28 protein-coding genes are annotated in these 26,045 nt (G+C 68.4%); 13 read left to right on the top strand and 15 right to left on the bottom strand.

What is annotated here, in order from left to right; all coding sequences use genetic code 11:
* Nucleotides 1-86 precede the first annotated feature (86 nt).
* Complete coding sequence (locus FB475_RS13630) at nt 87-725, bottom strand: HAD family hydrolase (protein WP_141855984.1); 639 nt, start codon at nt 723-725, stop codon at nt 87-89.
* A 52-nt stretch (nt 726-777) separates the two neighbouring features.
* Here FB475_RS13630 and FB475_RS13625 point away from each other — a divergent pair, with 52 nt between their 5' ends.
* On the top strand, nt 778-1,560 hold the full coding sequence (locus tag FB475_RS13625) for an SDR family NAD(P)-dependent oxidoreductase (RefSeq protein WP_141855983.1): 783 nt from the start codon (nt 778-780) through the stop codon (nt 1,558-1,560).
* On the opposite strand, the gene FB475_RS13620 is transcribed toward FB475_RS13625, so the two are convergent.
* On the bottom strand, nt 1,519-2,136 hold the full coding sequence (locus tag FB475_RS13620; RefSeq protein ID WP_141855981.1) for a TetR/AcrR family transcriptional regulator: 618 nt from the start codon (nt 2,134-2,136) through the stop codon (nt 1,519-1,521). The genes FB475_RS13625 and FB475_RS13620 overlap by 42 nt on opposite strands.
* A gap of 80 nt (nt 2,137-2,216) precedes the next feature.
* Here FB475_RS13620 and FB475_RS13615 point away from each other — a divergent pair, with 80 nt between their 5' ends.
* Both FB475_RS13615 and FB475_RS13610 read left to right on the top strand, forming a co-directional pair.
* Nucleotides 2,217-2,882: an NAD(P)-dependent oxidoreductase gene (locus FB475_RS13615; RefSeq protein ID WP_141855979.1), complete on the top strand. Its 666-nt coding sequence runs from the start codon at nt 2,217-2,219 to the stop codon at nt 2,880-2,882.
* 162 nt (nt 2,883-3,044) lie between these two features.
* Nucleotides 3,045-5,306: a N,N-dimethylformamidase beta subunit family domain-containing protein gene (locus tag FB475_RS13610; protein ID WP_141855978.1), complete on the top strand. Its 2,262-nt coding sequence runs from the start codon at nt 3,045-3,047 to the stop codon at nt 5,304-5,306.
* A gap of 1 nt (nt 5,307) precedes the next feature.
* Here the strand turns inward: FB475_RS13610 and FB475_RS13605 are convergent, their stop codons facing one another.
* Together FB475_RS13605 and FB475_RS13600 are read right to left on the bottom strand one after the other, a co-directional pair.
* Nucleotides 5,308-6,234, bottom strand: coding sequence for a LysR family transcriptional regulator (locus tag FB475_RS13605; RefSeq protein WP_141855976.1), 927 nt, complete (start codon nt 6,232-6,234; stop codon nt 5,308-5,310).
* On the bottom strand, nt 6,191-6,418 hold the full coding sequence (locus tag FB475_RS13600) for a hypothetical protein (protein WP_141855974.1): 228 nt from the start codon (nt 6,416-6,418) through the stop codon (nt 6,191-6,193). Before FB475_RS13600 ends, FB475_RS13605 begins: the two co-directional genes overlap by 44 nt.
* Nucleotides 6,419-6,502: 84 nt before the next feature.
* On the opposite strand from FB475_RS13600, the gene FB475_RS13595 reads away from it, so the two are divergent.
* Nucleotides 6,503-7,396: a LysR family transcriptional regulator gene (locus FB475_RS13595; protein ID WP_185759240.1), complete on the top strand. Its 894-nt coding sequence runs from the start codon at nt 6,503-6,505 to the stop codon at nt 7,394-7,396.
* 32 nt (nt 7,397-7,428) lie between these two features.
* On the opposite strand, the gene FB475_RS13590 is transcribed toward FB475_RS13595, so the two are convergent.
* The gene (locus FB475_RS13590) at nt 7,429-8,253 is read right to left on the bottom strand and encodes an aldo/keto reductase (RefSeq protein WP_141855970.1); all 825 of its coding nucleotides are present in this window, start codon (nt 8,251-8,253) and stop codon (nt 7,429-7,431) included.
* Nucleotides 8,254-8,315: 62 nt separating this feature from the next.
* The gene (locus FB475_RS13585; protein WP_141855968.1) at nt 8,316-9,401 is read right to left on the bottom strand and encodes a winged helix DNA-binding domain-containing protein; all 1,086 of its coding nucleotides are present in this window, start codon (nt 9,399-9,401) and stop codon (nt 8,316-8,318) included.
* Nucleotides 9,402-9,471: 70 nt separating this feature from the next.
* Here FB475_RS13585 and FB475_RS13580 point away from each other — a divergent pair, with 70 nt between their 5' ends.
* Complete coding sequence (locus tag FB475_RS13580; protein ID WP_141855966.1) at nt 9,472-10,419, top strand: hypothetical protein; 948 nt, start codon at nt 9,472-9,474, stop codon at nt 10,417-10,419.
* Here the strand turns inward: FB475_RS13580 and FB475_RS13575 are convergent.
* From FB475_RS13575 to tdh, 5 genes are read right to left on the bottom strand one after another with little or no spacing between them, the layout of a single operon-like run.
* On the bottom strand, nt 10,408-10,812 hold the full coding sequence (locus tag FB475_RS13575) for a type II toxin-antitoxin system VapC family toxin (protein WP_141855964.1): 405 nt from the start codon (nt 10,810-10,812) through the stop codon (nt 10,408-10,410). The two genes, FB475_RS13580 and FB475_RS13575, sit on opposite strands and share 12 nt — an antisense overlap.
* A complete protein-coding gene (locus tag FB475_RS13570; RefSeq protein WP_141855962.1) occupies nt 10,812-11,096 on the bottom strand; it encodes a ribbon-helix-helix domain-containing protein in 285 nt (94 codons plus the stop codon). Before FB475_RS13570 ends, FB475_RS13575 begins: the two co-directional genes overlap by 1 nt.
* A 41-nt stretch (nt 11,097-11,137) precedes the next feature.
* On the bottom strand, nt 11,138-11,710 hold the full coding sequence (locus tag FB475_RS13565) for a hypothetical protein (protein WP_141855960.1): 573 nt from the start codon (nt 11,708-11,710) through the stop codon (nt 11,138-11,140).
* A gap of 39 nt (nt 11,711-11,749) precedes the next feature.
* Nucleotides 11,750-12,934 carry a glycine C-acetyltransferase gene (locus FB475_RS13560; RefSeq protein WP_141855957.1) on the bottom strand — a complete coding sequence of 395 codons (1,185 nt, stop codon included), beginning with the start codon at nt 12,932-12,934 and terminating at the stop codon, nt 11,750-11,752.
* Nucleotides 12,934-13,983: an L-threonine 3-dehydrogenase gene (gene tdh / locus FB475_RS13555; RefSeq protein WP_141855955.1), complete on the bottom strand. Its 1,050-nt coding sequence runs from the start codon at nt 13,981-13,983 to the stop codon at nt 12,934-12,936. The genes FB475_RS13560 and tdh overlap by 1 nt, the downstream gene beginning before the upstream one ends.
* Before the next feature lie 111 nt (nt 13,984-14,094).
* Here tdh and pyrE point away from each other — a divergent pair, with 111 nt between their 5' ends.
* From pyrE to FB475_RS13535, 4 genes are all read left to right on the top strand, one after another.
* Nucleotides 14,095-14,640, top strand: coding sequence for an orotate phosphoribosyltransferase (gene pyrE, locus FB475_RS13550; protein WP_141855953.1), 546 nt, complete (start codon nt 14,095-14,097; stop codon nt 14,638-14,640).
* Nucleotides 14,641-14,716: 76 nt separating this feature from the next.
* Nucleotides 14,717-15,511 (top strand): LemA family protein, encoded by a 795-nt coding sequence (locus FB475_RS13545; protein ID WP_141855951.1) that lies wholly within the window; start codon nt 14,717-14,719, stop codon nt 15,509-15,511.
* Nucleotides 15,512-15,728: 217 nt separating this feature from the next.
* Nucleotides 15,729-18,710 carry an AfsR/SARP family transcriptional regulator gene (locus FB475_RS13540; protein WP_141855949.1) on the top strand — a complete coding sequence of 994 codons (2,982 nt, stop codon included), beginning with the start codon at nt 15,729-15,731 and terminating at the stop codon, nt 18,708-18,710.
* A 91-nt stretch (nt 18,711-18,801) separates the two neighbouring features.
* A complete protein-coding gene (locus tag FB475_RS13535) occupies nt 18,802-19,212 on the top strand; it encodes a hypothetical protein (protein WP_141855947.1) in 411 nt (136 codons plus the stop codon).
* 4 nt (nt 19,213-19,216) lie between these two features.
* On the opposite strand, the gene FB475_RS13530 is transcribed toward FB475_RS13535, so the two are convergent.
* On the bottom strand, nt 19,217-19,903 hold the full coding sequence (locus tag FB475_RS13530) for a DedA family protein (protein ID WP_238332130.1): 687 nt from the start codon (nt 19,901-19,903) through the stop codon (nt 19,217-19,219).
* Nucleotides 19,904-19,963: 60 nt separating this feature from the next.
* Here FB475_RS13530 and FB475_RS13525 point away from each other — a divergent pair, with 60 nt between their 5' ends.
* Nucleotides 19,964-20,590, top strand: coding sequence for a TrmH family RNA methyltransferase (locus FB475_RS13525; protein WP_141857961.1), 627 nt, complete (start codon nt 19,964-19,966; stop codon nt 20,588-20,590).
* Here the strand turns inward: FB475_RS13525 and FB475_RS13520 are convergent.
* The gene (locus FB475_RS13520; RefSeq protein WP_185759239.1) at nt 20,572-20,886 is read right to left on the bottom strand and encodes a MarR family winged helix-turn-helix transcriptional regulator; all 315 of its coding nucleotides are present in this window, start codon (nt 20,884-20,886) and stop codon (nt 20,572-20,574) included. The two genes, FB475_RS13525 and FB475_RS13520, sit on opposite strands and share 19 nt — an antisense overlap.
* A gap of 157 nt (nt 20,887-21,043) precedes the next feature.
* Between FB475_RS13520 and FB475_RS13515 the strand changes: the two genes are divergently transcribed.
* From FB475_RS13515 to FB475_RS13505, 3 genes are all read left to right on the top strand, one after another.
* Nucleotides 21,044-22,027, top strand: coding sequence for an FUSC family protein (locus tag FB475_RS13515; protein WP_141855943.1), 984 nt, complete (start codon nt 21,044-21,046; stop codon nt 22,025-22,027).
* The gene (locus FB475_RS13510; protein WP_141855941.1) at nt 22,017-23,186 is read left to right on the top strand and encodes an alpha-amylase family protein; all 1,170 of its coding nucleotides are present in this window, start codon (nt 22,017-22,019) and stop codon (nt 23,184-23,186) included. Before FB475_RS13515 ends, FB475_RS13510 begins: the two co-directional genes overlap by 11 nt.
* A gap of 92 nt (nt 23,187-23,278) precedes the next feature.
* Nucleotides 23,279-23,482, top strand: coding sequence for a hypothetical protein (locus FB475_RS13505; protein ID WP_141855939.1), 204 nt, complete (start codon nt 23,279-23,281; stop codon nt 23,480-23,482).
* Here FB475_RS13505 and FB475_RS13500 read toward each other — a convergent pair.
* Both FB475_RS13500 and FB475_RS13495 read right to left on the bottom strand, forming a co-directional pair.
* A complete protein-coding gene (locus FB475_RS13500) occupies nt 23,471-25,201 on the bottom strand; it encodes an FAD-dependent monooxygenase (RefSeq protein ID WP_141855937.1) in 1,731 nt (576 codons plus the stop codon). The genes FB475_RS13505 and FB475_RS13500 overlap by 12 nt on opposite strands.
* The gene (locus tag FB475_RS13495) at nt 25,198-26,037 is read right to left on the bottom strand and encodes an intradiol ring-cleavage dioxygenase (RefSeq protein ID WP_141855935.1); all 840 of its coding nucleotides are present in this window, start codon (nt 26,035-26,037) and stop codon (nt 25,198-25,200) included. The genes FB475_RS13500 and FB475_RS13495 overlap by 4 nt, the downstream gene beginning before the upstream one ends.
* Between the last annotated feature and the right edge of the window lie 8 nt (nt 26,038-26,045).

Genomic DNA, 26,045 nt, shown 5'->3' with positions numbered 1-26,045 from the left:
CTCCTCCGCGCAGCGTAAGTCCTCAGACCATTCCAGTCATATCTGGCCAACCGCAGCCCGTCCGCCGCGCCCGATCTCAAGATTCATCAGATGTTTGCCCGGACAAACCCCGGCAGATCAGTGGTCCGCCACCGCCGCTCGGCCAGCAGCTCGTACGGCGTGCCGGCACTCACCCAGACCGTCGTCATCCCGCGCTCGTGCGGCAGCGCCAGGTTCACCTCGAGATCGTCGAACATCGCCGCCCGCACCGGATCGACCCCGAACCGGTCGAGGAACGCGTCGAGACTCTCGGCGTACGGCTTCGGGATCAGCTCGCCGGCCAGGATGTCGAACACGCCGTCGATCCGGTCCGTCAGCCCGAGCCGCTCGAGCACCTGCTCGGCGTGGTACGCCGACCCGTTCGTGTACACGTACCGCCGGCCGGGAAGCGCCGCGAGCGCGGCGACCATCGCCGGGTCCGGGGCGATCACCGAGTAGTCGATCCGGCGCTCGAAGCCGAGGAAGTCCTGCGGGTCGATCGTCCCGGTCACCATCGCGCCACGAAGCGACGTGCCGTGCGCCGCGACCAGTTCGGACTGGATCCGGCGGGCGCCGGCGAGGTCGGTCGCGTAGTACTGCGCGAGCGTCGACAGGATGCCGTGCGTGAGCTGCTCGGCGAGCGCGGACCCGGCCGGGTACAGGGTGTTGTCGAGGTCGAGTACCCAGGTGTCGATGTCCGCCAGCACCCGACCAGCGTAAGTGACAGACTGGGTGGGTCATCGACGGGAGGACTGCACCATGTCCAGTAGGGCGACAGCGCTGGTCACCGGGCCCGCGACCGGGATCGGGCGGGCGTTCGCGGACAAGCTGGCCCGCGAAGGGTACGACCTGGTGCTGGTGTCGCGGGACGAGGCGCGGCTCAAGGAGACCGCGGCCGAACTCACCCGGCTGCACGGTGTCGACTGCGAGGTGCTGGTCGCGGACCTCACCGACACCGACGACCTCGCCCGGGTCGAGGAACGCTTCCGCACCGGCCCGATCGAAGTACTCGTGAACAACGCCGGGTTCGGACAGAAGAAGCCGTTCTGGGAGAACCCGGTCGACGTCGAGGAGAAGCAGCTCGACCTCCTCGTCCGGGTCGTCCTGCGGCTCACGCACGCCGCTGTGCTGCCGATGATCGAACGCGGCTCGGGTGCCGTGATCAACGTGTCGTCGGTCGCGGGGTTCCTGCAGCGCAACATCTACAGCGCGCACAAGGCCTGGGTGACGAGCTTCTCCGCCGGGCTCGCGACCGGCCTGCACGCCAAGGGCGTCGCGGTGATGGCGTTGTGCCCGGGGTTCGTGCACACCGAGTTCCACGAGCGGATGGAGATGGACAAATCGGTCATCCCGTCGTTCATGTGGCTGGATGCGAACGACCTGGTCGACGCGGCCTGGAAGGACCTGATGGCCGGCAAGGCGATCTCGATCCCGAGCCGCCGGTACAAGCTGATCGCGGCCGCCGCGCGATTCACGCCCCGGGCGCTGATCGCGCGGGTGTCAACCGTCGGACTGGACGGCGGCCGGCGTCGAGCGCAGTGATTCGCAGAGCGCTTTGGTGAGTGCCGCGGCGTACTTGGTGTTCTCTTCGGCGGACGGCGTGATCCCGGCGTAGCTCACCTCGAACCCGCGTTGGAAGCACGCCCCGAACAGCAGTGCCGCCGAGGCCTGGACATCGGCGTTACGGCGGATCCTGCCGAGTTTCTGCTCTTCGCGCAGATAGCGGACCAGGCCCTCCTGCGCGCGGTGCGGGCCGGCATTCAGCTCCTTCAGCCGGAGCCGGTGCGCGGCCAGCAGTTCGCGTGACGAGAACAGCGACACAAGGATCGGGAAGCCCTCGATGTAGAAGTCGATCGCGGTCCGGGCCAGCTTGGTCAGATTGCCGCGAACCGTGCCGGTTCCCGGGTTGCCGATCAGTTCCTTCAACGAGCCGGGAAGTTCGGGCATCCGCTCGTGCATGACAGCGAGCAGGATCGCGGCCTTGTCCGCGAAGTGCTTGTAGAGCGCGGCCTCGGAGTAGCCGGCGACCTGCGCGATCGACTTGGTCGTCGCCCGCGCATACCCCTGCGTCCGCAGTACCTCCGCGGCCGCGTCCAGAATCTCGTCCCTCGTGCCCACCCGCGCAGCGTACCTTGACAGGTTGGTGAGTGTTCACTAACCATGGTGAGTGAGTATTCACTAACCTAGAGGGGTCGACGATGAAGCTGGTGGTGTTCGGGGCGTCCGGACGGATCGGAACCGAGCTGGTACGCCAAGGTGTGGCTGCCGGACACGAGGTCACCGCCGTGGTCCGCGAGGGCTCGAGTCTGCAGGTACAACTACCGGAGCTGCGGCTGGTGGCGGCTCGGGCCGGCGTCGCGGGTGGCCTCGCGCAGGTGGTGACCGCCGACGTGATGGACCCGAAGTCGATCGCCCCGGTCATCGCCGGGCACGACGTCGTCCTGTCCGCGCTCGGCCCGCGTCCGAAGGGCCCGAGCGACGTGCTGAGCGCCAGTGCGACCAGCATCCTGCAGGCGATGGGCGACGTCCGCCGCTACCTGGTCGTCAGCGTGGCCGGCATCCACACGGGCAACGACGACCCGTTCACGCAGTACGTCGTGAAGCCGATCCTGCAACGCCTCCTCCGCGAGTCCTTCGCGGACGCCCGCCGGATGGAAGAACTGATCGCCGCGAGCACCGCCGACTGGACGATCGGCTGCCCGCCCCGCCTGACGGACAAGGCCGCCAAAGGCACCTTCCGCAGCAACACCGAAGGCACCGTCCGCGGCGGCTTCACGATGACCCGCGCCGACGTCGCGACCTACCTGCTCAACGCCATCGACAAGACCGAATTGATCCGGAAGACCGTGGTGATCTCGAACTGACCCAGGACCTAGGCGCGCCGCCGATCGTGTGCGATGTTGCTGGTAGTCGGCACCTGTCGGGGCCGCTGGGGGTGGCGGGCAGGTGCCGGTGGGGGAGGCACCATGAAATGCACCGTAACGAGCGCTGTAACGAGCACCGGGGCCAGCGCTGTAACGAGCACGGTGGCGAGGACTGTCGCGAGCACATGGGTAAGGCGGGTCGCGTTGGTGACGGCCGGTCTGCTCGCATCCGCGACCTTGACGGTCATCCAACCAGCGGCGGCGATCGTGGCCGGTGTCGCGATCTCTGCGGCCACGGCATCGAACGGCACGACGACGTTGAGTTATCGAGCTACGGCGACCCGCGCGGGAACGCTGCGCTACATCGTCGTCTCGGTCCCGGCCGGCTCCGGCGGACGGATCACCTCGGTCAACGGGTCGGTCCGCACGGTCTCGCCGGGCGTCTTGCTGTGGCGTCCGATCAGAACGACGTCGATCGTCGTCGGCGCACGCTTCTCGATTCCGTTCTACGGCGTACGGCTGCCGAGCGGGAGTCCGTGGACGCTGAGCTTCCGCGCGACGAGCACCACCGGGAACGTACTGTCCGCCGGTACCGGCACGCTGGTCCGTCCGGCCGACGTCCGCATCACCGCGACCAGACCGATCCCCGGCTCGACGACGGCGCTCACCTACGCAGGGACGGTCGGCCGCCCCGGCGTCCTGGGCTCCGTCCGGATGAAGCTGCCGACCGGTGCGCGCGGAACGCTGACCAGCGTCAACGGGACGCTGTCCGCCGCCAGCGGGTATGCGACCTGGAGGCCACGCGCGCCGATCACCGTCCGGGGCGGCACACGACTGGCGATTCCGGTCTACGGAGTCGTGCTGTCCAAGTACGGCGGCATCATGCAACTCGGCATGACGGCCACCGCGTCGACCGGGACGCAGCTGATGGGCGGAACCGGAACCCTCGCGCTGATCGCTCCACCCGCACCGATGCCCACAGTCCTCGCCGGATCCTTTCCCACGATCCCGGCCGGATGTCCCTCCAGTTGGCCGGCGACGACCGCCGAGAACGCGAAACCGGGCACCGGCGCGTGGGTCATCCCGGCCTCGATGAACGGCCCGCTGGCGGCGTACCTGACCAAGGTCTCCGCGACCTGCGGCACCACGGTCGGCCTGAAGGTCACCTCGGGCCGCCCGGTCAGTGTGGTGGCTTACCGGATGGGCTACTACCAAGGCCTCGGCGCGCGGGAGATCTGGCGTCGTAACGGCGTACCGACTGTCGTCCAGCCTGCTCCGACGATCGGTGGTGCGGCCAACGGTCACCCGTTGCGGATGGCATCGGCGGCGAACTGGTCGACGACGCTGACGATCGCAGTGGATCGCAATTGGGTGCCGGGCACGTACCTGATCAAGGTGAGTGACGGCAGGTACGCCGCGTACGCGCCGCTGACCGTTCGCGACGACACCGGCCACAAACACGCCCTCCTGATTCAGCAGGGGACCACCACGTGGGAGGCGTACAACTGGTACGGCGGGCGGAGCTTCTACAGCAGTCCGACGACCGGCTCCGGCCGGCTGACCTTCGACCGCCCGTACGCCGAGGGCCAAGGCTCCGGTGAGTTCCTGCCCTTGGAGCAAGGACTGATCGCGTGGGCGGAATCGCGAGGACTCGACGTCACGTACTGGACCGACAACGACCTGGACCAGTACGGCGGCCAGCTGGCGGCTCGGGCCGCGACGATCTTCCTGCCAGGGCACGACGAGTACTACTCGTTGCGGATGCGGGCGTCGCTCAGCCAGGCGATCAAGCGCGGCGTCAATGTGGCGAGCTTCGGGGCCAACGCGACGTACCGGCGCATCACGTTCACCGACAGCACGCGCCGGGCGTGGGACATCGATCGGTACACCGCGGGCCTGAATTCGACGCTGTGGCGGTACCTGGGCGATGCCTACGCGTCCCAGCCGCTGCTCGGGGCGGAGTACGGGTGTGGTGTTCTCGCGGGCAATTTGAGGACGGGTAGCAATTGGCTGTTCCAGGGCGTCCCGGCCGGGACCGTCGTACCGGGTTTCCTCGCCGGCGAGGTCGACTACGTCTGGCCCGGGTTGTACAAGCAACCCGGCCTGAGCATCGTTGCCGCCGGCACCGCGACGTGCCGGACGAGCGGACGGTCGACGGCGATGCACGCGACGGCGTTCGTTGCGCCGTCGGGAGCGCGGGTGTTCAACGGCTCGACGTTCGCCTACGGCTGCTTCCTGGTACGGCGTTGCCCGTCGAACCTGGGGATCCCCGCCGAGTCGGTGGCTTCACGGCAGGTCGTGACGACGATGGTCGCCAACATCGCGAACTGGGTCGGACGCGGAATCCTGACAGCTTCTGCGGCCACTACTGCCGAGCTCCGGGTCGCAGTCCCTCGCCAGAGCCTGGCGGTGGGCGACAAGTGAGTCAGAGCTTCTCCGCGACCTCGGTGAGGATGTTGAGGGTTGCGGTGATGAGCGGGTGGTCGGCGCGGCTGGTGCGGACGGCGGCGTAGACGCGGCGGGTGGGGGCCGGCTCGGTGAGCGGGCGGATCGCGGCGAGTGTCGGTTCGGGCACGGCGAGACGTGGGACGAGGGAGACGCCACCGCCGGCCGCGACCAAGGCGGCAACCGCGCGGAAGTCGTCGGACTGGTGGACGACGCGCGGCTGGAAGCCGGCCTGTTCGCAGGCGAGGAGCACGACGTCACGGATCGGGTTGCCCGGCGTGGTCATCACCCAGTCGTCGTTCGCGAGCGTTGCGAGTTCGATCGGGCTGGACGGGTTGGCCGGGTCGGTGGGGCCGTCGTAGGCGGCGGGATGCGTCGGTGGTACGACCGCGACGAACGGTTCGGCGTACAACGGGATCCGGGTCAGGCGCCGGTCGTCGGGCCGGGGCGAGCCGCGGTGTTCGACCGCGATCGCGAGGTCGGCGTCGCCGTCCAGCAGATAGGTGATGCCCTGGTGGCCCTCGGCGTCGCGGACGACAAGGTCGAGGCCCGGGCTGGTCTCGCGGAGCCGGGTGAGGGCCGGTGCGACCAGCAGGGTGATCGCGGTCGCGAAGGCGACCACGCGGACCTCGCCGCTGGCGCCGTTCGCGTGCAGCCGCATCGCGTCCTCGGCGCGTTCCACCTCGGCCAGGATCGTGTCCGCGTGCGCGAGCAGCAGGCGGCCGGCGGAGGTGATCGCGACCCGGCGGCCGCGGCGTTCGAGCAGTTCCTGGCCGATCTCGCTCTCGAGCGCCGCCAGTTGTTGCGAGACCGCCGAGGGTGTCAGGTGCAGCACCTCGGCGGCCGCGGTCACGGTCCCGTGGTCAGCAAGCGCGCGCAACACCTTCAGGCGTCGTACCTCGATCACGGAGTTCAGCTTGGCACACCAGTTGGAGTTCGGCCTTCGGCGGCGTACGGCGTGCGCGCCAGCGGTTCACGGCGTCGCGGATCGGATGGCGCTTCGGGACGTACGGGCGGAGCGGGGCGTTCGGCATCGCGGAGTGGGTCTGTTCGTGGATCGCTTTGACCATCGAAAACGGGATGTATTGCATGTCTTCGACAGTAGAAATGCAGGCATTGATACGTCCAATGAAAGTTCTGCGCAGACTTGATGTGTTTGGTGCATGATGTGTGCCATGGAACTACGGCAGCTCAGGTCGTTCGTGGTGGTGGCCGAGGAGATGAACGTCGGGCGGGCCGCTGCCCGGCTGCACCTGACGCAGCCGTCGCTCAGTCGCCAGATCGCTGCGCTGGAACACGATCTGGGCGTCGAACTGTTCGCCCGGGTGAAGCGCCGGTTCGTGCTGACGGCGGCGGGGGAGACGTTCCTCGCCGACGTTCGGGACCTGTTGCGCCGGTCGGACGAGGCGGTCCGCGCGGCGCAGCGGACGCAGCGCGGGGAGTTCGGGACGTTGCGGCTGCGATTCGTGCAGTCGGCGACGTTCGAAGTACTGCCGCGGCTGCTCGGCGCGTTCCGCCGGGCGTACCCGGACGTCGTCCTGGACCTGGAGTCGTGGACCACGCTGCGGCAGACGGACGCGTTGCGGGACGGGCGGATCGACGTCGGGTTGATGCGTCCGAGTACGCCGGCCGGCGGGGCCGCCGTCGTACAACTGGCACCGGCGTTGACGTCGCGGGTGGTGGCCGAGGACCGGCTCGTGGTGGCGCTGCCGGCACGGCACCGGCTCGCTCGACGCAAGCGGCTGCGGCTGGCGGAGCTCGCGGACGAGCCGTTCGTGTTCTACTCGCGGCCCAGCGGGCCGGCCGTCTACGACGCGATCGTCGGGTTCTGCCGCGCGGCCGGGTTCATGCCGCGGATCGAGCAGGAGGCGGCCGACGTACAGACGATCGTGTCGCTGGTCGCGGCCGGCCTCGGCGTCTCGTTGCTGATCGGCCCGACGCCGCCGTCGAACCCGGACGCGGTCGTCTACCGCGAGTTGTCCGACGACCTGCCCACGTGGCAACTCTCCGTAGCCTGGTCGCCGGCCAACCGCTCGCCCGTGCTGGCGCGGTTCCTGGAACTGGTTTAGCTTTTCCGCGCTGGTTTAGGTTCCGGGCTGGTTCAGCCGAAGACGTCCGGGTCGCCGCCGGTGCGGGTGCCGGTGTCGAGGTCGGCGATCACGGCCATGTCGTCGTTGTCCAGCTGGAAGTCGAAGACCTCGAAGTTCTCCCGGATCCGGCTCGGCGTGACGGTCTTCGGGATCACCACGTTGCCGAGCTGCAGGTGCCAGCGGATCATCACCTGGGCCGTCGACTTGCCGTACTTCGCGCCGATCGCCGCGAGCGCCTCGTTGCCGAGCAGCTCGCCGGAGGCCAGCGGGCTCCAGGCCTCGGTGACGATGTCGTTCTCGGCGTTGAACGCGCGCAGCTCGTCCTGCGGCAGCGCCGGGTGCAGCTCGATCTGGTTCACCGCCGGGCGGATCGTGGTCTCCTCGAAGATCCGCCGCAGCGCGGGTTCGTGGAAGTTCGAGACGCCGATCGCGCGCACGCGCTTGTCGGCGTACAGCTGCTCGAGCGCCTTCCAGGTGTCGACGTACAGGTCCCGCTGCAGCGACTGCCAGTGGATCAGGTACAGGTCGACGGTCTCCAGGCCGAGCTTCGCCAGGCTGGTGTCGAACGCCTTCAGCGTGCTGTCGTAGCCCTGGTCGGAGTTCCACACCTTGGTGGTGATGAACAGCTCGTCACGCGGGATGCCGGACGCGGCGATCGCCCGGCCGACGCCGGCCTCGTTGCCGTAGATCGCGGCGGTGTCGATGTGCCGGTAGCCGGTCTCGAACGCCGTCGTCACCACGTCGGTGACGACCGAGTCCTCGACCTGCCAGACCCCCAGGCCCAGCTGCGGGATCTCGACGCCGTTGTCCAGAGTGATGGAGGGGACTGTGCTCATCTAGCTATTCCACCCGGCAAAAGGTTTCCGGCCCAGTCATCTGACGTGTGACAACAACCTCATTAACCAGCAGTAACCACTCCGTAGGACTTGGCGTTCGGCTCGAGGAAGTGGAGCAGCGCAGTGCCTTCCCGCTCCAGTTCGGTCTGCGTTTTCTTCAGGGTCTTGCCGAACGGGGTCAGGGTGAGAGTGGCCACACCGCGCTTGAGTTCGCTCGTCCACAGCCCGGCGACGAAGCCGTCCACCGTATACGTCGACTTCACGCGCAGGTTCTTCGTGAAGACGGCCGGCTTGTGTTCGTCGGCGATGATCCGCTCGCGTTTCGCGTGCGACAGCAGGAGGTTGTCGAACTCCGGCAGGAACCGGACCGGCGCCGGCGCGTCCGCGTCCGGCCGCGGCGCGTCGGGTACGTCGTACAACGTCTTGCCGCCCTCGTCCTTGAACGTCTCGAGTTCGAGCTCGTCGAACAACGGTTTGGCCTTCTGCAACCCGGACCAGGTCTGGAAGTCCGCAGGTGTCGCCGGGCCGAACGCCGCGAGGTACCGCGTGACGAGCTCGGCAGCTTCGGCGGTCTTGTGCAGCTTCGCCCCGATCCAGTCCTCCGCGGGCGTGAACTTCGAGTTCGCCGTCCAGGACCAGCGGACGTCGGCCGGGTACATCACCAGCGGCACCAGCATCCGCGTACAGAACCCGAGCGCACGCTCGTTCACCTCCGGAAACTGCTGCTGCAGCGCGTCCCGCACCTCGGTGAACGTCAACGGTTCCTTCGCCAGCAGCTTCGCGGCCGCCGCAACCACCTTCTCGGGCTCGAGCCCAGCGCCGCGTTCCCCGAGCACCTTCAACCCGGCCTCGAGCACCGGCGCCAACGTCACCCGAAACCGCAGATAATCCCCCGCCGTCACCAGATGCAGAGTCCCGCGCAAGAACGTCGCCCGCACAACCTCCCGCCCAACCACCGCCCGATCAAGCTCCCCCTCGTCAAACCCGTCGATCCGCGACCACAACCCCACATACGGATGCTTGGGCTCCTGCCCCTGCATCCCAGCCAACCGCCGGACAACGTCAACCGCGGCCACCGCTTCCCGTCCGAGCAGAACCTGCCGGGCCAGCGTCGCCCGATTCACGGCCCGCGTACTCATCACCACCATGCCCGCATCCTCCCAACCCGCACCGACAAAACACATGCCACACACACCGCTGCCCTGCCACCCTTGGGCCATGCCTTTCCTCCGCAGGCGGACCCGACTGCCTCTGACCCACATCGCCGATCTCGAGCCACCGCTGCCCGGCGACGAACTCGTGAGTGTGTCCATCGGTCCGTCCGGCGAGGCAGTTGCTCTCTGGGCAGCCGCCGACGCGGCCAGACTGCTGACGGGCGACTATGACGCCGGGTTGCTCACCCATCCGGTCGCGGTGCGCGCCTGCCTGCACACGCCTGACCTCTGCCACACCGTCGAGATTCCCGATTGCGGCTTCCCGTTCCCACTCGCCCAGCCGATGCCGGACGGCGCCTTCCTGCTCGTCGGACCCCGCGTGACGTGGCGCCCGGACGGCGTACCGCCGAACGGGACCGTGTACGACGCGATCGGGCGGCCCATCGCCGAAGGACTACTCGGTGACGGCATTCAGCACGTGCAGGCGACGGAGTCGGGACAGGTCTGGGTGGGCTACTTCGACGAGGGTGTCTACGGCAACCTCGGATGGGGCGACGGTCCCGGCACCGAACCGATCGGAGCGCCAGGTCTGATCAGGTACACCCCCCAGCTGATCAGCGACTGGAAGTTCTCCTACGCGCGCCACGGGCTGCCGCCGGTCGACGACTGCGAGGCGCTGAACGTGATCGGCGAGACGGCCTGGTGCTGCTATTACCTCGACTTCCCGGTGATGGAGGTACGCGGAGAAGCAGTGCGGGCCTGGGGCAACGAATTCCAGCGAGTCACTGCAATCGCAGTCCACCAAGGCCGCGTCGGTCTGTACGACGGAAAGCGGTTGGTCATTGCCGGCTTCGGAAGTGAGGACCTGGAAGTCGAGCGCACGTACAACGTGGTCCTGTCGGAGGGGAAGCTGCCGCCGCCGACCGCCCACATCATCAGCCGGGGCTCGGCCATCCATGTGTTCGCGGGTCGCAGCTGGTACTGCGCCGACCTCGCCCAGCTACCCAGGTGATACGACGGCGAGTGCGTTGCGGCGGCAGGCGTCGGCCAAGCGGTCGTCGTACGTGACGACCATGTCCGCATCGACGAGGACGGCTGTGGCCAGGTGGAGGGCGTCGAGGCTGCGGAGGATCATCGGTTCGATCCGGCGGGCCACGCTGACGACCTCGCCGGTCATCGGGCGTTCGTCGATGCCGGACATCGCGTCGTCGATCAGGTCGCCGGCGTCGCTGGGCGACTTCACCCGAGCGAGGACGGCGCGGGAGACTTCGACCCACGCCAGGGAGGAGGAGGCCAGCAGATCGCCCGCCTGGTAGCACCTGTCGAGATAGTCGATCAGTACGTCGGACTCCGGTTCGGCGACGACCCGCTTGATCAGGGCGCTGCTGTCGAAGTACACCCGCATCAGAAGCGGTCGTCCCGGTCGAGCAGGTCGAGGCTCGTGGTGCCCTTCGCCAGCCGCAGGCGTGGCCGCACCTTGCGGTAGGGCACTCGGGCGGGCTGCACCGTGCGGGAGCTCCAGGCGCGCTGGCGCGCGGTCAGCTGCGCATCCGGGGACTCTTCGGTGATCAGGTGCAGACGCTGGCCGATCGCGTCCCGGACGATCTCCTGCTGGGACCGGCCGGTCCGCTCAGCCTCGGCCTGCAGCGCCGCCGCGGTCTCGTCGGGAAGTCTCAGGTTCATGGCCATGCGTCAACGGTACCACCATGGTACCGCAGTCGGTACCACAGTCAGCTGTAGTCCTTCTCGTTGTATTTGGGGAGGTGGAGGAGTTGGCGGATCTGGGCGGATGGGGCCTTACTGGCGGCCGCCGTGGCTTCCTTGAGGTGGTTTGCCATTTCGGACTTGGTGTCTGCGGTCGCGACCTTGAGCCAGTGGGAGCGGGCGGCGGCGTCGGCGTTGGCGAGGGCTCGGATTTGTTTGGAGACTGCGGTTGGCCAGGCGACCTTCAACAAGGCGCGGGACTCGGCGAGGTTTGCGGCGGCGACGAGTTTTGCGCGGTTCTGGAGGGTAGTGACCGACATGTTCTCGTTCGCGGCCTTTTCGAAGCTCTCGAGCGCGACGTTGTACGGGCGGGTGATCTGCAGGTACTTCGCCCCCGCGGCGGCGAGTGTCAGCGCGGCGGGCGTTTGTACCAGCGGAGTTGTCGGTGGTTTGTACCCCGACTCGTCCGGCGCGGCGGTCGCCGGTGTGCTGCTCGACGAGGCGGGCGACGGCGCCGTGGTGGCCGGCCCTTCGTCGGCGCCGCACCCCGCGACGAACACTGCACTGACAACTCCGACAACGGCCACCAACTGGCGCATGAGGCTCCTCACCCGGGGACGGACCGGGCAACTCTAGCGCTAGTCGGCGAGCGCCTTCCGAGCCTCGATGAAGGCCGCGATCGCCCGCTCCACGTCCTCGGTCGAGTGCGCCGCGGACAGCTGTACGCGGATCCGCGCCTTGCCCTGCGGTACGACGGGATACGAGAAGCCGATCACGTAGATCCCGAGCTCGAGGAGCTTGTCCGCGAGCCGTCCGGCGGCCGCGGCGTCGCCGATCATCACCGGGGAGATCGGGTGGTCACCGGGCAGTACGTCGAAGCCGGCCTCGGTCATCTTGGTGCGGAACAGCTTGGTGTTCGCGGCGAGCTTGTCCCGCAGGTCGCTCGAACCGCCGATCAGCTCCAGCGCCTTCAGCGAGGCGGCGGTGACGGCCGGGGCGAGCGAGTTCGAGAACAGGTACGGGCGGGAACGCTGCCGGAGCAGCTCGACGATCTCGCGGCGCGCCGACACGTACCCGCCGGACGCGCCGCCGAGCGCCTTGCCGAGGGTGCCGGTGACGATGTCGACGCGGTCCTGTACGCCGAACAACGACGGCGTACCGGCACCGTCCGGGCCGACGAAGCCGACCGCGTGCGAGTCGTCGACCATCACGAGCGCGTCGTAGCGCTCGGCCAGCTCGCAGATCTCGTCCAGCGGCGCGACGTACCCGTCCATCGAGAACACGCCGTCGGTGGCGATCAGCCGGTACCGCGCGTCGGCGGCGTCCTTCAGCTGTGCCTCGAGGTCGGCCATGTCGCGGTTCTTGTAGCGGTACCGGCGCGCCTTCGACAACCGGACGCCGTCGATGATGCTGGCGTGGTTCAGCTCGTCGGAGATGATCGCGTCCTCGGCACCGAGCAGCGTCTCGAACAGGCCGCCGTTGGCGTCGAAGCAGGAGCTGTAGAGAATGGTGTCCTCGGTGCCGAGGAAGTTGCTCAAGGCACCTTCGAGGTCCTTGTGGATCTGTTGTGTACCGCAAATGAAGCGGACGGACGAAAGCCCGAATCCCCAGCGGTCCAAGGCTTGTTTGGCCGCGGCGACAACCTCCGGGTGATCGGACAGCCCGAGGTAGTTGTTCGCGCAGAAGTTCAGCACCTCGTTGCCGGTGGCAACCGAGATCAGCGCCTGCTGCGGTGAGGTGATCACCCGCTCGGACTTGTACAGCCCGGCGTCCCGGATCTCGCCGATGGTTGCCGCCAGGTCGTCCCGCATCCGTCCGAACATCAGTGCTTCTCCTCCAGCGATTCCGTCGTCCAGTCCATGATCACCTTGCCGCACTGCCCGGCGCGCGCCACGTCGAACGCCCGTTCGAAGTCGCCGTACCCGAACCGGTGCGTGATCACCGGCGTCAGGTCCAGGCCACGCTCCAGCATCACCGACATCGAGTACCAGGTCTCGAACATCTCCCGGCCGTAGATGCCCTTGATCGTCAGCATGTTCAGCACCACGGTGCTCCAGTCGATCGCGATCTCGTCGGACGGCAGTCCGAGCATCGCCACCTTGCCGCCGTGTGTCATGTTCGCGAGCATGTCCCGGAGCGCGGCCGGCTGGCCGGACATCTCCATCCCGACGTCGAACCCTTCCCGCATCCCGAGACCGGCCTGGGCCTCGGCGATGCTCTCGGAGCCGACGTTCACCGCGCGGGTGACGCCGATCTTGCGGGCCAGGTCCAGCCGGTACTCCGAGAGGTCCGTGATCACCACGTTCCGCGCACCGGCGTGCAGCGCGACCGCGGCGGCCATCACGCCGATCGGCCCGGCGCCGGTGATCAGCACGTCCTCGCCGACCAGCGGGAAGGACAGCGCGGTGTGTACGGCGTTCCCGAACGGGTCGAACACGGCCGCGACGTCGGGGTCCACCGGATCCTTGTGCACCCAGGCGTTCGTCGCGGGCAGCGCGACGTACTCCGCGAACGCGCCCGGTACGTGCACGCCGAGGCCGCGGGTCTTGATGCAGAGGTGCCGGCGGCCGGCGCGGCAGTTCCGGCAGCGGCCGCAGACCAGGTGACCCTCGCCGCTGACCAGGTCACCGACCGCGACGTCGCGAACACCGACACCGACCTCGACGACCTCACCGCAGAACTCGTGCCCGGTCACCATCGGTACCGGCACGTTCTTCTGCGCCCACGCGTCCCAGTTCTGGATGTGCAGGTCGGTGCCGCACAAGCCGGTCCGGAGGACCTTGATCAGTACCTCGTCGGCCTCGATCTTCGGCTCGGGTACGTCCTGCAACCACAGGCCCGGCTTCGCCTCGGCCTTCACAAGCGCCTTCATGGCCACATCGTCGTCCTGGGCAACCAGCGGCGTCCATCGACACGTCGTACACAGCCTTTGCAGTTCTACTGCACGACGTCGCGGGCGGCAGGTGATCTAAGCTCAAGGCCCATGAGCTACGACCGGGACGCACTGCTTCAGCAGGTCAGGACGAAGGCCATCGTGCACGGGAAGGTGACGCTGGCGTCGGGCAAGGAAGCCGACTACTACGTGGACCTGCGGCGGATCACGCTGGACGCGGCCGCGGCGCCGTTGATCGGCCCGGCGATGCTCGAGCTCACCAAGGACCTGGAGTACGACGCTGTCGGCGGGCTGACGCTCGGTGCCGACCCGGTCGCGATGTCGATGCTGCACGCCGCCGCTCAGCAGGGCCGGACGCTCGATGCGTTCGTCGTACGGAAGGCCGAGAAGACCCACGGTCTGCAGCGGCGGATCGAGGGACCGGACGTCAAGGGGCGCCGGGTGCTCGCGGTCGAGGACACCTCGACGACGGGCGGGTCCGTGCTGACCGCGGTCGAGGCGCTGCGCGAGGCCGGCGCCGAGGTGGTCGCGGTCGCGGTGATCGTGGACCGGGCGACCGGCGCGCAGGAGCGGGTCGAGGCAGCAGGGCTGGAGTACCGGTCCGTGTTCGGTCTCGAGGACCTCGGCCTCGACTGATGCCGAGCGGCAGCCCGGCGGACCCGCGGAGCCGTAGAGTCGGCTGCAGCACTGCCAACCCTCGGGAGCTCCTGTCATGCTTTGGGTCATCATCGCGATCCTCGCGGTCGTCGTCCTCGTGGCGATCCTGCTGATCACGTCGTACAACCGGTTCGTCAAGCAGCGGAACCTGATCCAGGAGTCGTGGCGGCAGATCGACGTCGAGCTGCACCGCCGGTACGACCTGATCCCGAACCTGGTCGAGACCGTGCGCGCGTACGCCGCGCACGAGCGGCACGTGTTCGAGGAGGTCGCGCGGCTGCGGACCCAGGCGGTGAACACGCAGGGCGCGAACCCGGAGCAGCGGGCCGCCGCGGAGGGTCAGCTGTCCGGCGCGCTGCGTCAGATGATGATCTCGGTCGAGCAGTACCCGCAGCTGCAGTCGAACCAGAACTTCCTCGGCCTGCAACGCGAGCTGACCGACACCGAGGACCGGATCGCGGCCGGCCGGCGGTTCTACAACGCGAACGTCGGCGACTACAACACCCGGATCGAGGCGTTCCCGTCGAACCTGATCGCGAACTCCTTCAAGTTCTCCAAGGCCGGGTACTTCGAGGTCAAGGACGAGTCGGTGCGCGCGGTCCCGCAGGTGTCGTTCGGCACGATCGGCTCGGTCGCCGGTGAGCAGGCGCCGCCGCAGATGCAGCCGGGCCAGCCGTCGTCAGGTCAGATCCACCCGCAGCTGCCGGGTGACCAGGGCAACTACCAGCAGCCGCAGATCCCGGGCGGTTACCCGCAGCAGGGGTACCAGGCGGAGCCACCGGTGGGCGGGCCGCCTGCGGGTTCCCCCGCACCGCAGGACGGACAGCCGCCATTCACCGGTGGCCAGTAGGCACTGGTTCCCCGTGGTCCAGGTCCCCCGAACCCGGACTCGCTCCCAGCGCCAGGCCCGGTGTGACGGCGGTCAAGTCGCCACCTCCGGGCCTGCCCTCCCCCCGGTACCTGGGGAAACAGTGCCGGACTGACATACATCCGGCGTACATCGGGCTTCACGGCGGGTATGCGCGGATGCCACGATAGGGCGATTCCAGAGTGGAGAGGCCGGACGAGTGGACAGTCTGAGGTACGGAATCCTCGGACCTCTGCGCCTCGTCCACGCCCAGGGTCAGCCGCTGAAGGCCGCCAAACCGCGCCAGCTGCTCGCCACCCTGCTCCTGCACCCGAACCGGTTCGTCTCGACCGACCTGATCGCCGACGCCCTCTGGGAGAACACCCCACCGCGTTCCGCGACCGCCAACATCCGCACGTACGTCCGCGCACTCCGCGGCGTCCTGCAGGACGCCGGGCTGCCCGCGCCGATCGACACGTCCGCCGCGGGCTACAGCATCGAAGTGGGTGTCGACGAGCTCGACGCCAGCCTGTTCGAGTCGCTGCTGGCCGAGGGCGGCCACCTCCGCGACCAGGGCGACGGCCGCCAGGCGATGCAGGTCCTGTCCCGGGCGTATTCGCTGTGGCGCGGCCGTCCGCTGGAGGACCTGCCGATGCCGGCCGCGTGGGAGGGCTCCATCGGCCGGCTCGAGGCACAACACCGCGGTCTCGTGGACAGCCTCCTGGACCTCCGGCTCGAGTACGGCGACGTCAGTGGTGCCGCCGTACTGCTGAGTGCACGTCTGCAAGAGGACCCGTACGACGAGCAGCTGTGGCGCCGCCTGGTCGATGCACTCGTGGCAGCGGGACGCGTGGGCGAGGCGCGGGCGGCGTACGCGAAGGCCGTTCAGACGCTCGCTGACGAGCTGGACATCAAACCGGGCCCGGAGCTGGAGGCGGCCGGCGCCCGCGCCGAGAACGGCCGCTCGGCCAACTGGCCGAACCCAGGCGTGCCGGCAGACCGTACGGCGGACCGCCCGGGCCCCAGCGCTCCACCCGGACCAATGGCCGCGCCGGAGCTGACCGACCCGGTCAGGCCGCCCAGCCAGCTACCGCTTGACCTGGCTGACTTCAGCGGACGGCAGGAGCTCCTGGAGCAACTGCGAGACCTGGTCTGCGGCCGTGACCCGGTCCGGCCGCCGATCGCAGTCATCTCAGGCGCACCTGGTACCGGCAAGACCTCGCTGGCGGTACGGCTCGGGCACCTGGTCCGGGAGCACTTCCCGGACGGTCAGATCTATCTGGACATGCACGGAGCGACCCACCCGCGGGACCCCGCCGCTGCGCTCACCGACCTGCTGCTCAGCCTCAACCTGCCCGACTACGCGATCCCCACGGACCCGGAGCGCCGCTCCGCGATGCTGCGGTCCGAGCTGGCCAGCCGTCGGGTGCTGATCATCCTCGACGACGTGGCCAGTGCCGGCCAGGTGACCCCGCTGATGCCTGGTACCGGTGCGTCGGCCGTGGTGGTGACGAGCCGCAACCGGCTGATGGACCTGGCCGGAGCGGACAGTACGCCGCTGGACACGTTCGACGACCACGAGGCGGCCGCGCTGCTGTCGTCGGTCGCCGGCGCCGGACGGATCGACCCGTCGTCACCGGAGGCCGAGGAGATCCTGACCGCCTGCGCGAACCTCCCGCTGGCGATCCGGATCGTCGGTAGCCGATTGGCGCAGCGACCCGACCTGAGCGCCCGGGAGCTTGCGCGGCGGCTGCGCGACGAGACGTCCCGGCTGGACGAGTTGAGCATCGGCGAGCTCGCCGTCCGGTCCAGTGCGGACCTGAGCTACGGCGCGTTGAGCCCCGAAGAGGCCCGGCTGTACCGGCTGATCGGGCACTTCGCGGTCGGCGTCTTCTCGGCGCGAGCGCTCGAGGCCGTCGCGTCACCGGCCGCCGTACGGCGCAGTCTGGACCGGCTGATCGAGGTCAACCTGGTCCGGATCAGCTCGGTCGACGACCGCGGTACGGCGCGGTACCGGGTGCACGACCTGCTCCGGCTGCACGCGCTCGGTGTCGGTACCGCGGAGCAGCAGGCGCAGGCGGTCCGGGACGTGGAAACGGTCGTCGACGCGATCCTGAACAAGATCCGGCGCGCCAACAACGCCTTGTCCTTCGAGTACTTCGGTGTCCTCGAGCACACCGGTCCGCTGACCGCGCCGGACCCGGCACCGTTCACCGAGACGGACGCGATCGCCTGGTTCGACAGCGAGCGCAGTACGTTCGTGCCGGCCATCCGCGCCGCGGCGCAGAACGGCCTGCACGAGCACGCCTGGCGGATCGCCGCCGCCTGGGGTCCGTACCTGGACCTCCGCGCCGGCTTCGACGACTGGAACAGCTCGCACCAGCAGGGCCTGCTGAGCGCGATCGCCTGCGGGAACCGGCACGGCGAGGCGATCATGCACCGCAACCTCGGCCAGCTCGCGGTCTACCAGGACGACTGGGACACCGCGCGCAAGCACCTCGACGCGGCCGCGCGGATCTTCGCCGAGGTCGGCGACCGGCTCGGTGAAGGTGTCGCCGCCGTCGGCCTCGGTACCTGGCTGCGCGAACGCGGTGAGCGCGATGCGGGCCTCGCGATGTACGAGAAGGCGATCGAGGCGTTCGTCGAGGCCGGCAACGCGAACGCCGAGGCACTCGCCCGGACCGCGGCCGCCAACGTCTACCTGGGCCGTGGAGACCTGGAGACTGCCCGGCAGTACCTCGCCCAGGCGTTCCTGATCGCCGTACGACGGGCCGACGCCCACCGGGAGGCCAAGGTACGGCGACGGATCGCCGCGCTCCGGGTACACCAAGGGCGGCACGACGAGGCGGTACGGCAGCTACGCAAGGCGTTGGCGATCTTCGACGGGATGGGCGACGACCACTGCGCTGCGTACACCCGGGCGCTGCTCGGGCGGGCGCTGATGGAGCGCGGCGAGGTCGCAGCGTCCCGGAAGACGCTGCTGGACGCGATCGACATCGGCCACCGGCTGGGGGACCGGAGCGTGGAGGGGGAGGCGGCGCAGTACCTCGGCGAGCTCTACCTGTCGACGGGGAACCTGGACAACGCCCGCCGTACCCTCGAACGCGCCGCGCGCGTGTGGCAGCAGGCCGGGAACGACTCCGCCGCCGCTGAGTGCCGCCGGCTGCTCGTCGGATCCGACGTCGGCGCTGCGACCGGTTGAGCAATGTACGGCGGCTGTATCGCGGCCCGGCAGGATTCGGGATGCCACGGCACGACCGGCCGAGGGGCGGGGGATTCGGGGGAGGATACCTATGGCCTGGGGGGAGGTTGTCGTGGAGCGCGGGAACGTCCCGCGGGTGGCGAACCCGCGGGACACCGAGGCGGCGCTGAACTGGCAGCTGGAACGGGTCGGTTCGGCCGCCTGGCTGGACTGGACGCTGAAGTTCCAGCGGATGGCGTTCGGCTACGCGCACGACAGCGGCTGGCACGACGCGGCCGATGCGGTTCGTTGGCTCGACCACCATGCCCTGCTCCGTGAAGGGGCGGCGCCACGGGGGGCGCTGGTCTGGTACCAGGCGGCTGACCGGATCCGGGTGGCCTGCTCACTCGGCAACGGTCAGGTGGTCGGCCCACTCCCGACCGGCCCGGTCGAGGTCGCGGACGTGTCCGGGCTCAGCACCGACTGGGTCTGGTCGGACCCGCATTTCCCCTTCGGTCATTGAGGCTCTAGGCCGAGTGCTTCGGGGCGGCGTGCTTCGGCGCGTCGCCGTTGCCGGCGTTGCGGTTGCGGCGGCGCGCGAGGAAGTACTCGACCACCATCGGGATCAGCGAGATGAGGACCAGCACGACCAGTGCGGCCTCGAGGTTCTTGTGGATGAACTCGACGTTGCCGAGCGCGTGCCCGAGCAGTGTGATGCCCGGCGCCCAGATCACCGCACCGATCGCGGTCCAGACGAAGAACCTCTTCGGGTCCATCCGGCCGGCGCCGGCCACGATCGTGATGAACGTCCGGACGATCGGCACGAACCGCGCCAGCACCAGCGCCCGCGGGCCGTACCGCTCGAAGAACTCGTGGGTCTGCTCGATGTACTTCGGCTTCAGGATCCGGGCGTCCGGGTTCTTGAACAACGACGTACCGAGGAAACGCCCGATGTAGTAGCCGGACACGTTGCCGGCGAACGCCGCCACCGTCAGTAGCACACAGGCGAGCCACAGCGGGACATGAATGGTGCCCTCCGCGATGAACAGGCCGACCGCGAACAGCAGTGAATCACCGGGCAGGATCGGGAACAGCAACCCGCACTCGATGAACACCACCAGGAGCGTGCCCCACAGCGCCCAGTCACCCAACCAGTGCAGCAGGGTTTCCGGGTTCATCCAGGACGGCATCAGCATCGCGGCGAGAGCAAGCACGCGGACAGGGTAGCGTCCCGACCTGTGCACGAGCTGAATGGTGACCTGCGGGGGGCAGACATGGTGGGGCCGAGCGAGGTCGGCGTCGGACCGTGGGTGGGCGATTGGCCCGACGATCCGCGGCTGGATCCCGAGCTGCTCGCGCACGGCGACCGGCGGAACGTGGTCGACAAGTACCGGTACTGGAAGCTCGAGGCGATCGTCGCGGACCTGGACGAGCAGCGGAACCCGTTCCACGTCGCGATCGAGAACTGGCAGCACGACCTGAACATCGGCTCGGTCGTCCGTACGGCGAACGCGTTCCTGGCCGCCGAGGTGCACATCGTCGGCAACCGCAAGTGGAACCGCCGGGGCGCCATGGTCACCGACCGCTACCAACATGTCCGCCACCAGCCAACTCTTGCCGACCTGGCTGTCTTTGCCGCCGAGAACGCCTTACCGGTCATCGGGATCGACAACCTGCCGGGCTCGGTGCCGCTGGAGACCTACGAACTACCGAAGGCTTGCGTCCTGCTCTTCGGTCAGGAGGGTCCTGGGCTGACGGACGAGGCCCACCGGGTCTGCACATCCGTCCTCTCGATCGCCCAGTTCGGCTCCACCCGCTCGATCAACGCTAGCGCCGCCGCAGCCATCGCCATGCACGCGTGGATCCGCCGGCACACCTTCGGTCAACCGTCCAGCAGCTGATCCAGAATCCCGGCCGCCAGCTGCAACACAGCCTGCTCGGTCGGATTGAGCCGCTCAGAGATCGCGTCAGCCAGCCAGTCGTCCGAACTCTGCATGTGCTCTTTCAACAGCTCACGGCCGGCTGCCGTGAGCTCAATCGTGTTCCGCCGCCGGTCCGCGACGTCCTGCTGCCTGCTGATCAAGCCCTGCTCCTCAAGGCTCGCCAGCACGCGCGTGAGCGACTGCGGCTGCACCCGCTCGGCAGCCGCGATCTCACTGGCCGTCAGGCTGCCCCGCCGATGCAGCTGTCCCAGCACAGCGACGCCGGTACTCCCCAGTCCGTCGCCGGTCCGCTCAGCCCGCAGCCTGAGTGCCAGGCGGGTACTGGCTCGCCGGAGAGCGACCGCCGTTTCATACGCTTCCACTTACTACTCCTCGGGCGGTTGGACTGGGAAATGCTAAGCTAAGCTTACTATGACCGTGAACGTCATCCACTGGTCCCGAGACACACCGGTCCCACCGGCCCGCTTGCTGACCGCAGCCGTTGCCATGGCCGTGCCAGTCACGTACGGCGTCGCCACCGACCACCTCCTGCAAGCCTCGTTCGCCGCCTTGGGTGCCCTCGCGCTCGCGAGTCCTCGACCAGCCGGCTCAGCGCGACTGGTCGGCCTTGGCGCGACGGGCTTGGTGGTGACGTCGGCGGCCTGTCTTGGCGCGCTTGTGGGTGGGCATGGCTGGGTGGCTGTGGCTGTGGTGGTAGGGGTCGCGGCGGTTGCTGCGGTGGTCGGTGGCTTCAACCGGTGGACGGCTGACTCCACCACACGGTTCATCACCTTCCTTGTGATGGCGACAGGATTGGGCGGTGCGGACACGTGGGAGGTCACCCGGTGGTTCGCGGCCGGCGTGGTGTGGGCGATCGTGCTCGCCCTGTTCACCGCGGCACCTGCGCCCGGTCCTAGAGCGACGTACCCCCAACTATGGCGACGGTGGTGGGGCATGATGCATCGGTTCGACGGTTGGCGGTACGCCGTACAACTCCTGCCACCGCTGGCGATCGCGTCCGTGATCGGCGTGTACTGGCACCAGCAGAAGTCGTACTGGATCGCCCTCGCGGTGGTGATCGTCGTCCGTCGCCGCGGCGACTCGTTGCTCCGGGCAACCGAACGTTGCCTCGGCACCTGCGCGGGCGTGCTGATCGGCGGCGCACTGGTGCTCTGGGTGCCACCGTCGTGGGCGATCGTCGCCGTGGTCGGCGTGCTGGCCGGCCTGCGCCCGCTCCTCAAGGAACGCAACTACGCCGCCTATGCCACGATCATGACTCCGCTCGTCGTGCTGCTGATGGACCTCGGCCGGACGCCGGAACTCTCGACCGTCGGGTACCGGCTGATCGACACCGTGCTCGGCTGTCTGCTCGCGATCATCCCTACCCTGCTGCTGAGGAGGCGACATGTGGCCTGACCACGCGATCTGGTGGCAGCTCTACCCACTCGGCTTCACCGGCGCCGAACCGAGCGCCGTGCCCGACGTCGTACACCGCCTGCCGCAGTTGGAGAACTGGCTCGACTACGCGATCAACCTCGGCTGCTCGGGCCTCCTGCTAGGCCCGATCTTCGCGTCCGAGACACACGGTTACGACACGATCGACCACTTCCGCATCGACCCGCGGCTCGGCGACGAGGCCGACTTCGATCGCTTGGTCGAGGCCGCGCACGCCCGCGGCCTGCGGATCGCGCTGGACGGGGTCTTCAACCACGTGGCGCGGTCGTTCCCGCATCCGGAGTGGTTCCGCGGTGGCTTTTTCGAGGGGCATGAGCATTTGCTGGCGTTGGATCACAGCAATCCCGAGGTTGCGCAGTACGTCGGTGACGTTCTCCGGTACTGGAACGACCGCGGCGTCGACGCGTGGCGCCTTGACGCCGCGTACGCCGTACCGCCCGAGTTCTGGGGCACCGTGCTGCCGCGGGACCGCGACGTCTGGTACTTCGGCGAGGTCATCCACGGCGACTATGCGGCGTACGTGGAGAAGAGCGGGCTGGATTCGGTCACGCAGTACGAGCTGTGGAAGGCGATCTGGAGTTCGCTGAACGACCGGAACTTCTTCGAGCTGTCGTACGCGCTCGGCCGGCACAACGCGCTGCTCGACACGTTCGTCCCGCAGACGTTCGTCGGCAACCACGACGTGACCCGGCTCGCGACGCGACTCTCGGACGAGCGGCACCTCGCTCACGCGCTCGCGATCCTGTTCATTGTCGGCGGCGTGCCGAGCGTGTACGCCGGGGACGAGCAGGCGTTCCGTGGCCTGAAGGAGGAGCGCGTCGGCGGGGACGATGCGATCCGCCCGGCGTTCCCGAGCGAGCCGGACGAGCTGGCGTCTTACGGGTGGCCGACGTACCGCCTGCACCAGGAGCTGATCGGCGTACGGCGGCGTCATCCGTGGCTCGTCCGTGCGCGGACGACCGTGGAGCATCTGACCAACACGGCGATCGCCCTGCGGAGCGCGCACGGTGACGAGTGGGTCCTGTTGCTGCTCAACGTGTCGGACGCCGACCAGCGGTTCCCGCTCGCCGACACGCCGGTGGTTCCGGCGAACGGATGGAAATTCTTGACGAGTTCGTAACTTGCGGCCACCTACCCCCGTTGTGCTTGGTGACAGAAGTGAGGCCTTCTCGTCGCCCTGCGTTGGTGACGGGGAACATGGGGGTTTTGTCGATGAACGCACTGTGGGACGAACTGATACACGAGTTGGGGACCGTCCGCGCGCTGAGCGCTGCGGCCCTCGAGGCGCGCTCGGAGACGTCGCGGGTCGCGCTGATCACGCTCCTGGACGCCGAGACCGCGGAGATCTCGGCGATCCTGGACAAGATCCTCCGATCGTCCTCGGAGGTGTCATCAGCGGCGTCGTCAGCGGCCTAGTAGCGACTGCAGCGTTTGCCTGAGCGTTTCGGTCGGGTCGTCCGGCTGCTCGAACGCGCGGTACGCGACGTGAGCGTCCGGACGGATGAGCAGACAGCCCGTGTCCGGGATCTCGCGGACGCGAGCCCAGTCGCCGTACAGGTCGTCCAGCTCGCGACCCGGCCCGATCACGAACGGCTCGATCGGTACGCCGAGCTGCTCGGACACTGACTGCGCCGCCTTCACCCATGCGTCGCCGCCGATCCCGGTGAGCAACGTGAAGCGGCCCTTGCCGACGACGTCCAACGTGCTCACGGTTTCGGATCCTCGGGTCAACCAACAATGCGGGATCCTTGCACCCGGCCACGTCGTCGGGTGGTAGTACAGCTCGGGATCCTGCTCGTACGGCGGTTCCGGCGTTCCGTCTTTCACGACAGCCGAGGACCTGTACCGCTGGCCGAGCTCGACACCGTGCGCGTTGAACTCGTAGTCCTTGAGTTCGATCGCCTTCCGGAGCTCTTCGCGCTGCGCGGCCCCGGCAGGTGTGTCGTCCTTGCGCGACTCGATCGTCCACCCGTCCGGTGCATCGGGCGTCATCCCGAGCGCGCGGAAGATCTGGCCGAACTGGTTCCGGCTCTTGTTGGCGCGGTCAACGATCTGCTGGGCGATCGGGACGCGCTCCGCGTCGTAGCTCCCCAGCAGCTTGTCCGACGCCTTTCCATTGACCACCAGCGCGAGTTTCCAGGCCAGGTTGTACGCGTCCTGGATCGACGTGTTCGACCCGAGGCCGTTGCTCGGCGGGTGCCGGTGGATCGCGTCACCCATGCAGAACACGCGGCCCTGGGAGGCCTTCTCGGCGTACATGTGGTTGACGCTCCACACCGACGTACCCTTCAGCTTCACGTCGATCGTGTCGTCACCCACCAGGTTGTGCACGATCTCGGTCGCCATCGCCTCGTCGACCACCGGGGCGGGCTGGGTGATGTCGTACCCCCAGACGATCAGCCACTCGTTCCACGGGCGGACCATCCGGATCAGGCCGGCGCCGATGCCGCCGATCTGCGCGCCGGGCTGCAGCACCCAGTACAGGACGCTCGGGCGATGAGCGACGTACCGGCTGAGGTCGGCCTCGAAGACGATGTTCATCGAGCCTTCGATGTCCATCGCGCCGGCCATCGGCAGCCCGATGTCCTGCGCGACCTTGCTGCGACCGCCGTCCGCACCGATCAGGTACTTGGCCCGGATCTGGTACGTCGTGTCGCTCAGCCGGTCGCGTACCGTCGCGGTGACCCCGTCCGCGTCCTGCTCGAGGTTCTCGTACTCGGTGTTGAAGCGCATCCGCGCACCGCGGGCGGCCGCCGTACTCACGAGGATCGGCTCGAACAGGGTCTGGGGAAGGTCCATCGGCAGGCACGGACTGGCCTCGGTGTAGTCGGCGAGCCGGCGCGGGTGGGTGCCCCAGGTGCGGATCCGGCCGATCTCCTCGCCGGCGAGGCTGGTGCAGAACGCGGTCTGGCCCATCAGGTGGTGCGCGGTGCCCTTGCCGGTGATCTCGTTCTCGATGCCCATGTCGCGCATCAGCTCGACCGTGCGCTGGTTGGTGATGTGTGCGCGGGGAGTGTTGGCGGTCCAGCCGTACCGGGTGAGGACGATGTTGTCGACGCCGTACGTGGACAGGAACAACGAGGCCGCACCACCGGCGGGGCCGCTGCCCACGATCAGCACGTCCGTGGTGATCATTGCTGGGTCTCCTCGATCGTTGCGAGTACCAGGTCGTAGTCGACTGTGTAGAAGGTCTTGCCGTCTTCCTCATGTTCCGTGAAGTCGGCGATCAGGGACTGCTTCACCCCGAACACCGCGTCGGTGTCGAGATACGGGTCGCCGTTGGCGAACACGTGCGTGATGAGTCGCGCGTAGCCGGGCGCGGTCACCATGAAGTGGATGTGCGCCGGACGCATCGGCCCACGCTCGCCGGCCCGCAGCAGCTCACCGACGGGACCGTCGTCCGGAATCGGATACGCGACCGGCTTCACCGCCCAGAACCGGTAGTTGCCGTCAGCATCGGTCGTCAGATGCGCGCGGTTCTGCGGCCCGTCGAGGTCCTTCTGTACGTCGTAGAACCCGTCCTCGTCGGCCTGCCAGGTCTCGACGAGTGCGCCGGCGATCGGCTCGCCCTTGGTGTTGAGTACTCGTCCGCTCACCAGGCAGGGTTGTCCCGGGGCGCCGTTCGAGATGTCGTCACCGAGCTGCACCTCAGGCGATCCTTCGACGAAGAACGGCCCGAACACGGTGGACTGCGTGGCCTCTGGGGGCTTCCTGTTGCCGAGTCCGACGGTCAGCATCGACAACCCGAGCACATCGGCCAGCAGTACGAACTCCTGCCGCGTCCCGGTCGAGATCTGCCCGGTCCTCGTGAGGAAGTCGATGGCGGTGAAGTACTCCTCTTCGGTCAACTCCACCTCCCGAGCAAAACCGTGCAAATGCCGCACCAGGCTGCTCATAACCTCCCGATACCGCTCGCTACCACCAAAACTCTTGACCACCGCATCAGTCAGCTCATCACCCTGCAGATCCATCCACCCTC

The sequence above is a fragment of the Kribbella jejuensis genome (genome assembly GCF_006715085.1).
GTDB classification, from domain to species: Bacteria; Actinomycetota; Actinomycetes; order Propionibacteriales; family Kribbellaceae; genus Kribbella; species Kribbella jejuensis.
Note: the sequence above shows the minus strand (reverse complement) of the source record. Positions and strands in the feature narration are given on the sequence as shown.

Bases quoted from the DNA above. Each gene is read 5' to 3' on its own strand.
- FB475_RS13625 (WP_141855983.1), top strand. From the start codon at position 778: ATGTCCAGTAGGGCGACAGCGCTGGTCACCGGGCCCGCGACCGGGATC.
- FB475_RS13615 (WP_141855979.1), top strand. From the start codon at position 2,217: ATGAAGCTGGTGGTGTTCGGGGCGTCCGGACGGATCGGAACCGAGCTG.
- FB475_RS13600 (WP_141855974.1), bottom strand. From the start codon at position 6,418: ATGCAATACATCCCGTTTTCGATGGTCAAAGCGATCCACGAACAGACC.
- FB475_RS13595 (WP_185759240.1), top strand. From the start codon at position 6,503: ATGGAACTACGGCAGCTCAGGTCGTTCGTGGTGGTGGCCGAGGAGATG.
- FB475_RS13590 (WP_141855970.1), bottom strand. From the start codon at position 8,253: ATGAGCACAGTCCCCTCCATCACTCTGGACAACGGCGTCGAGATCCCG.
- FB475_RS13585 (WP_141855968.1), bottom strand. From the start codon at position 9,401: ATGGTGGTGATGAGTACGCGGGCCGTGAATCGGGCGACGCTGGCCCGG.
- FB475_RS13580 (WP_141855966.1), top strand. From the start codon at position 9,472: ATGCCTTTCCTCCGCAGGCGGACCCGACTGCCTCTGACCCACATCGCC.
- FB475_RS13575 (WP_141855964.1), bottom strand. From the start codon at position 10,812: ATGCGGGTGTACTTCGACAGCAGCGCCCTGATCAAGCGGGTCGTCGCC.
- FB475_RS13570 (WP_141855962.1), bottom strand. From the start codon at position 11,096: ATGGCCATGAACCTGAGACTTCCCGACGAGACCGCGGCGGCGCTGCAG.
- FB475_RS13565 (WP_141855960.1), bottom strand. From the start codon at position 11,710: ATGCGCCAGTTGGTGGCCGTTGTCGGAGTTGTCAGTGCAGTGTTCGTC.
- FB475_RS13560 (WP_141855957.1), bottom strand. From the start codon at position 12,934: ATGTTCGGACGGATGCGGGACGACCTGGCGGCAACCATCGGCGAGATC.
- tdh (WP_141855955.1), bottom strand. From the start codon at position 13,983: ATGAAGGCGCTTGTGAAGGCCGAGGCGAAGCCGGGCCTGTGGTTGCAG.
- pyrE (WP_141855953.1), top strand. From the start codon at position 14,095: ATGAGCTACGACCGGGACGCACTGCTTCAGCAGGTCAGGACGAAGGCC.
- FB475_RS13545 (WP_141855951.1), top strand. From the start codon at position 14,717: ATGCTTTGGGTCATCATCGCGATCCTCGCGGTCGTCGTCCTCGTGGCG.
- FB475_RS13535 (WP_141855947.1), top strand. From the start codon at position 18,802: ATGGCCTGGGGGGAGGTTGTCGTGGAGCGCGGGAACGTCCCGCGGGTG.
- FB475_RS13525 (WP_141857961.1), top strand. From the start codon at position 19,964: ATGGTGGGGCCGAGCGAGGTCGGCGTCGGACCGTGGGTGGGCGATTGG.
- FB475_RS13515 (WP_141855943.1), top strand. From the start codon at position 21,044: ATGACCGTGAACGTCATCCACTGGTCCCGAGACACACCGGTCCCACCG.
- FB475_RS13510 (WP_141855941.1), top strand. From the start codon at position 22,017: ATGTGGCCTGACCACGCGATCTGGTGGCAGCTCTACCCACTCGGCTTC.
- FB475_RS13505 (WP_141855939.1), top strand. From the start codon at position 23,279: ATGAACGCACTGTGGGACGAACTGATACACGAGTTGGGGACCGTCCGC.
- FB475_RS13500 (WP_141855937.1), bottom strand. From the start codon at position 25,201: ATGATCACCACGGACGTGCTGATCGTGGGCAGCGGCCCCGCCGGTGGT.
- FB475_RS13495 (WP_141855935.1), bottom strand. From the start codon at position 26,037: ATGGATCTGCAGGGTGATGAGCTGACTGATGCGGTGGTCAAGAGTTTT.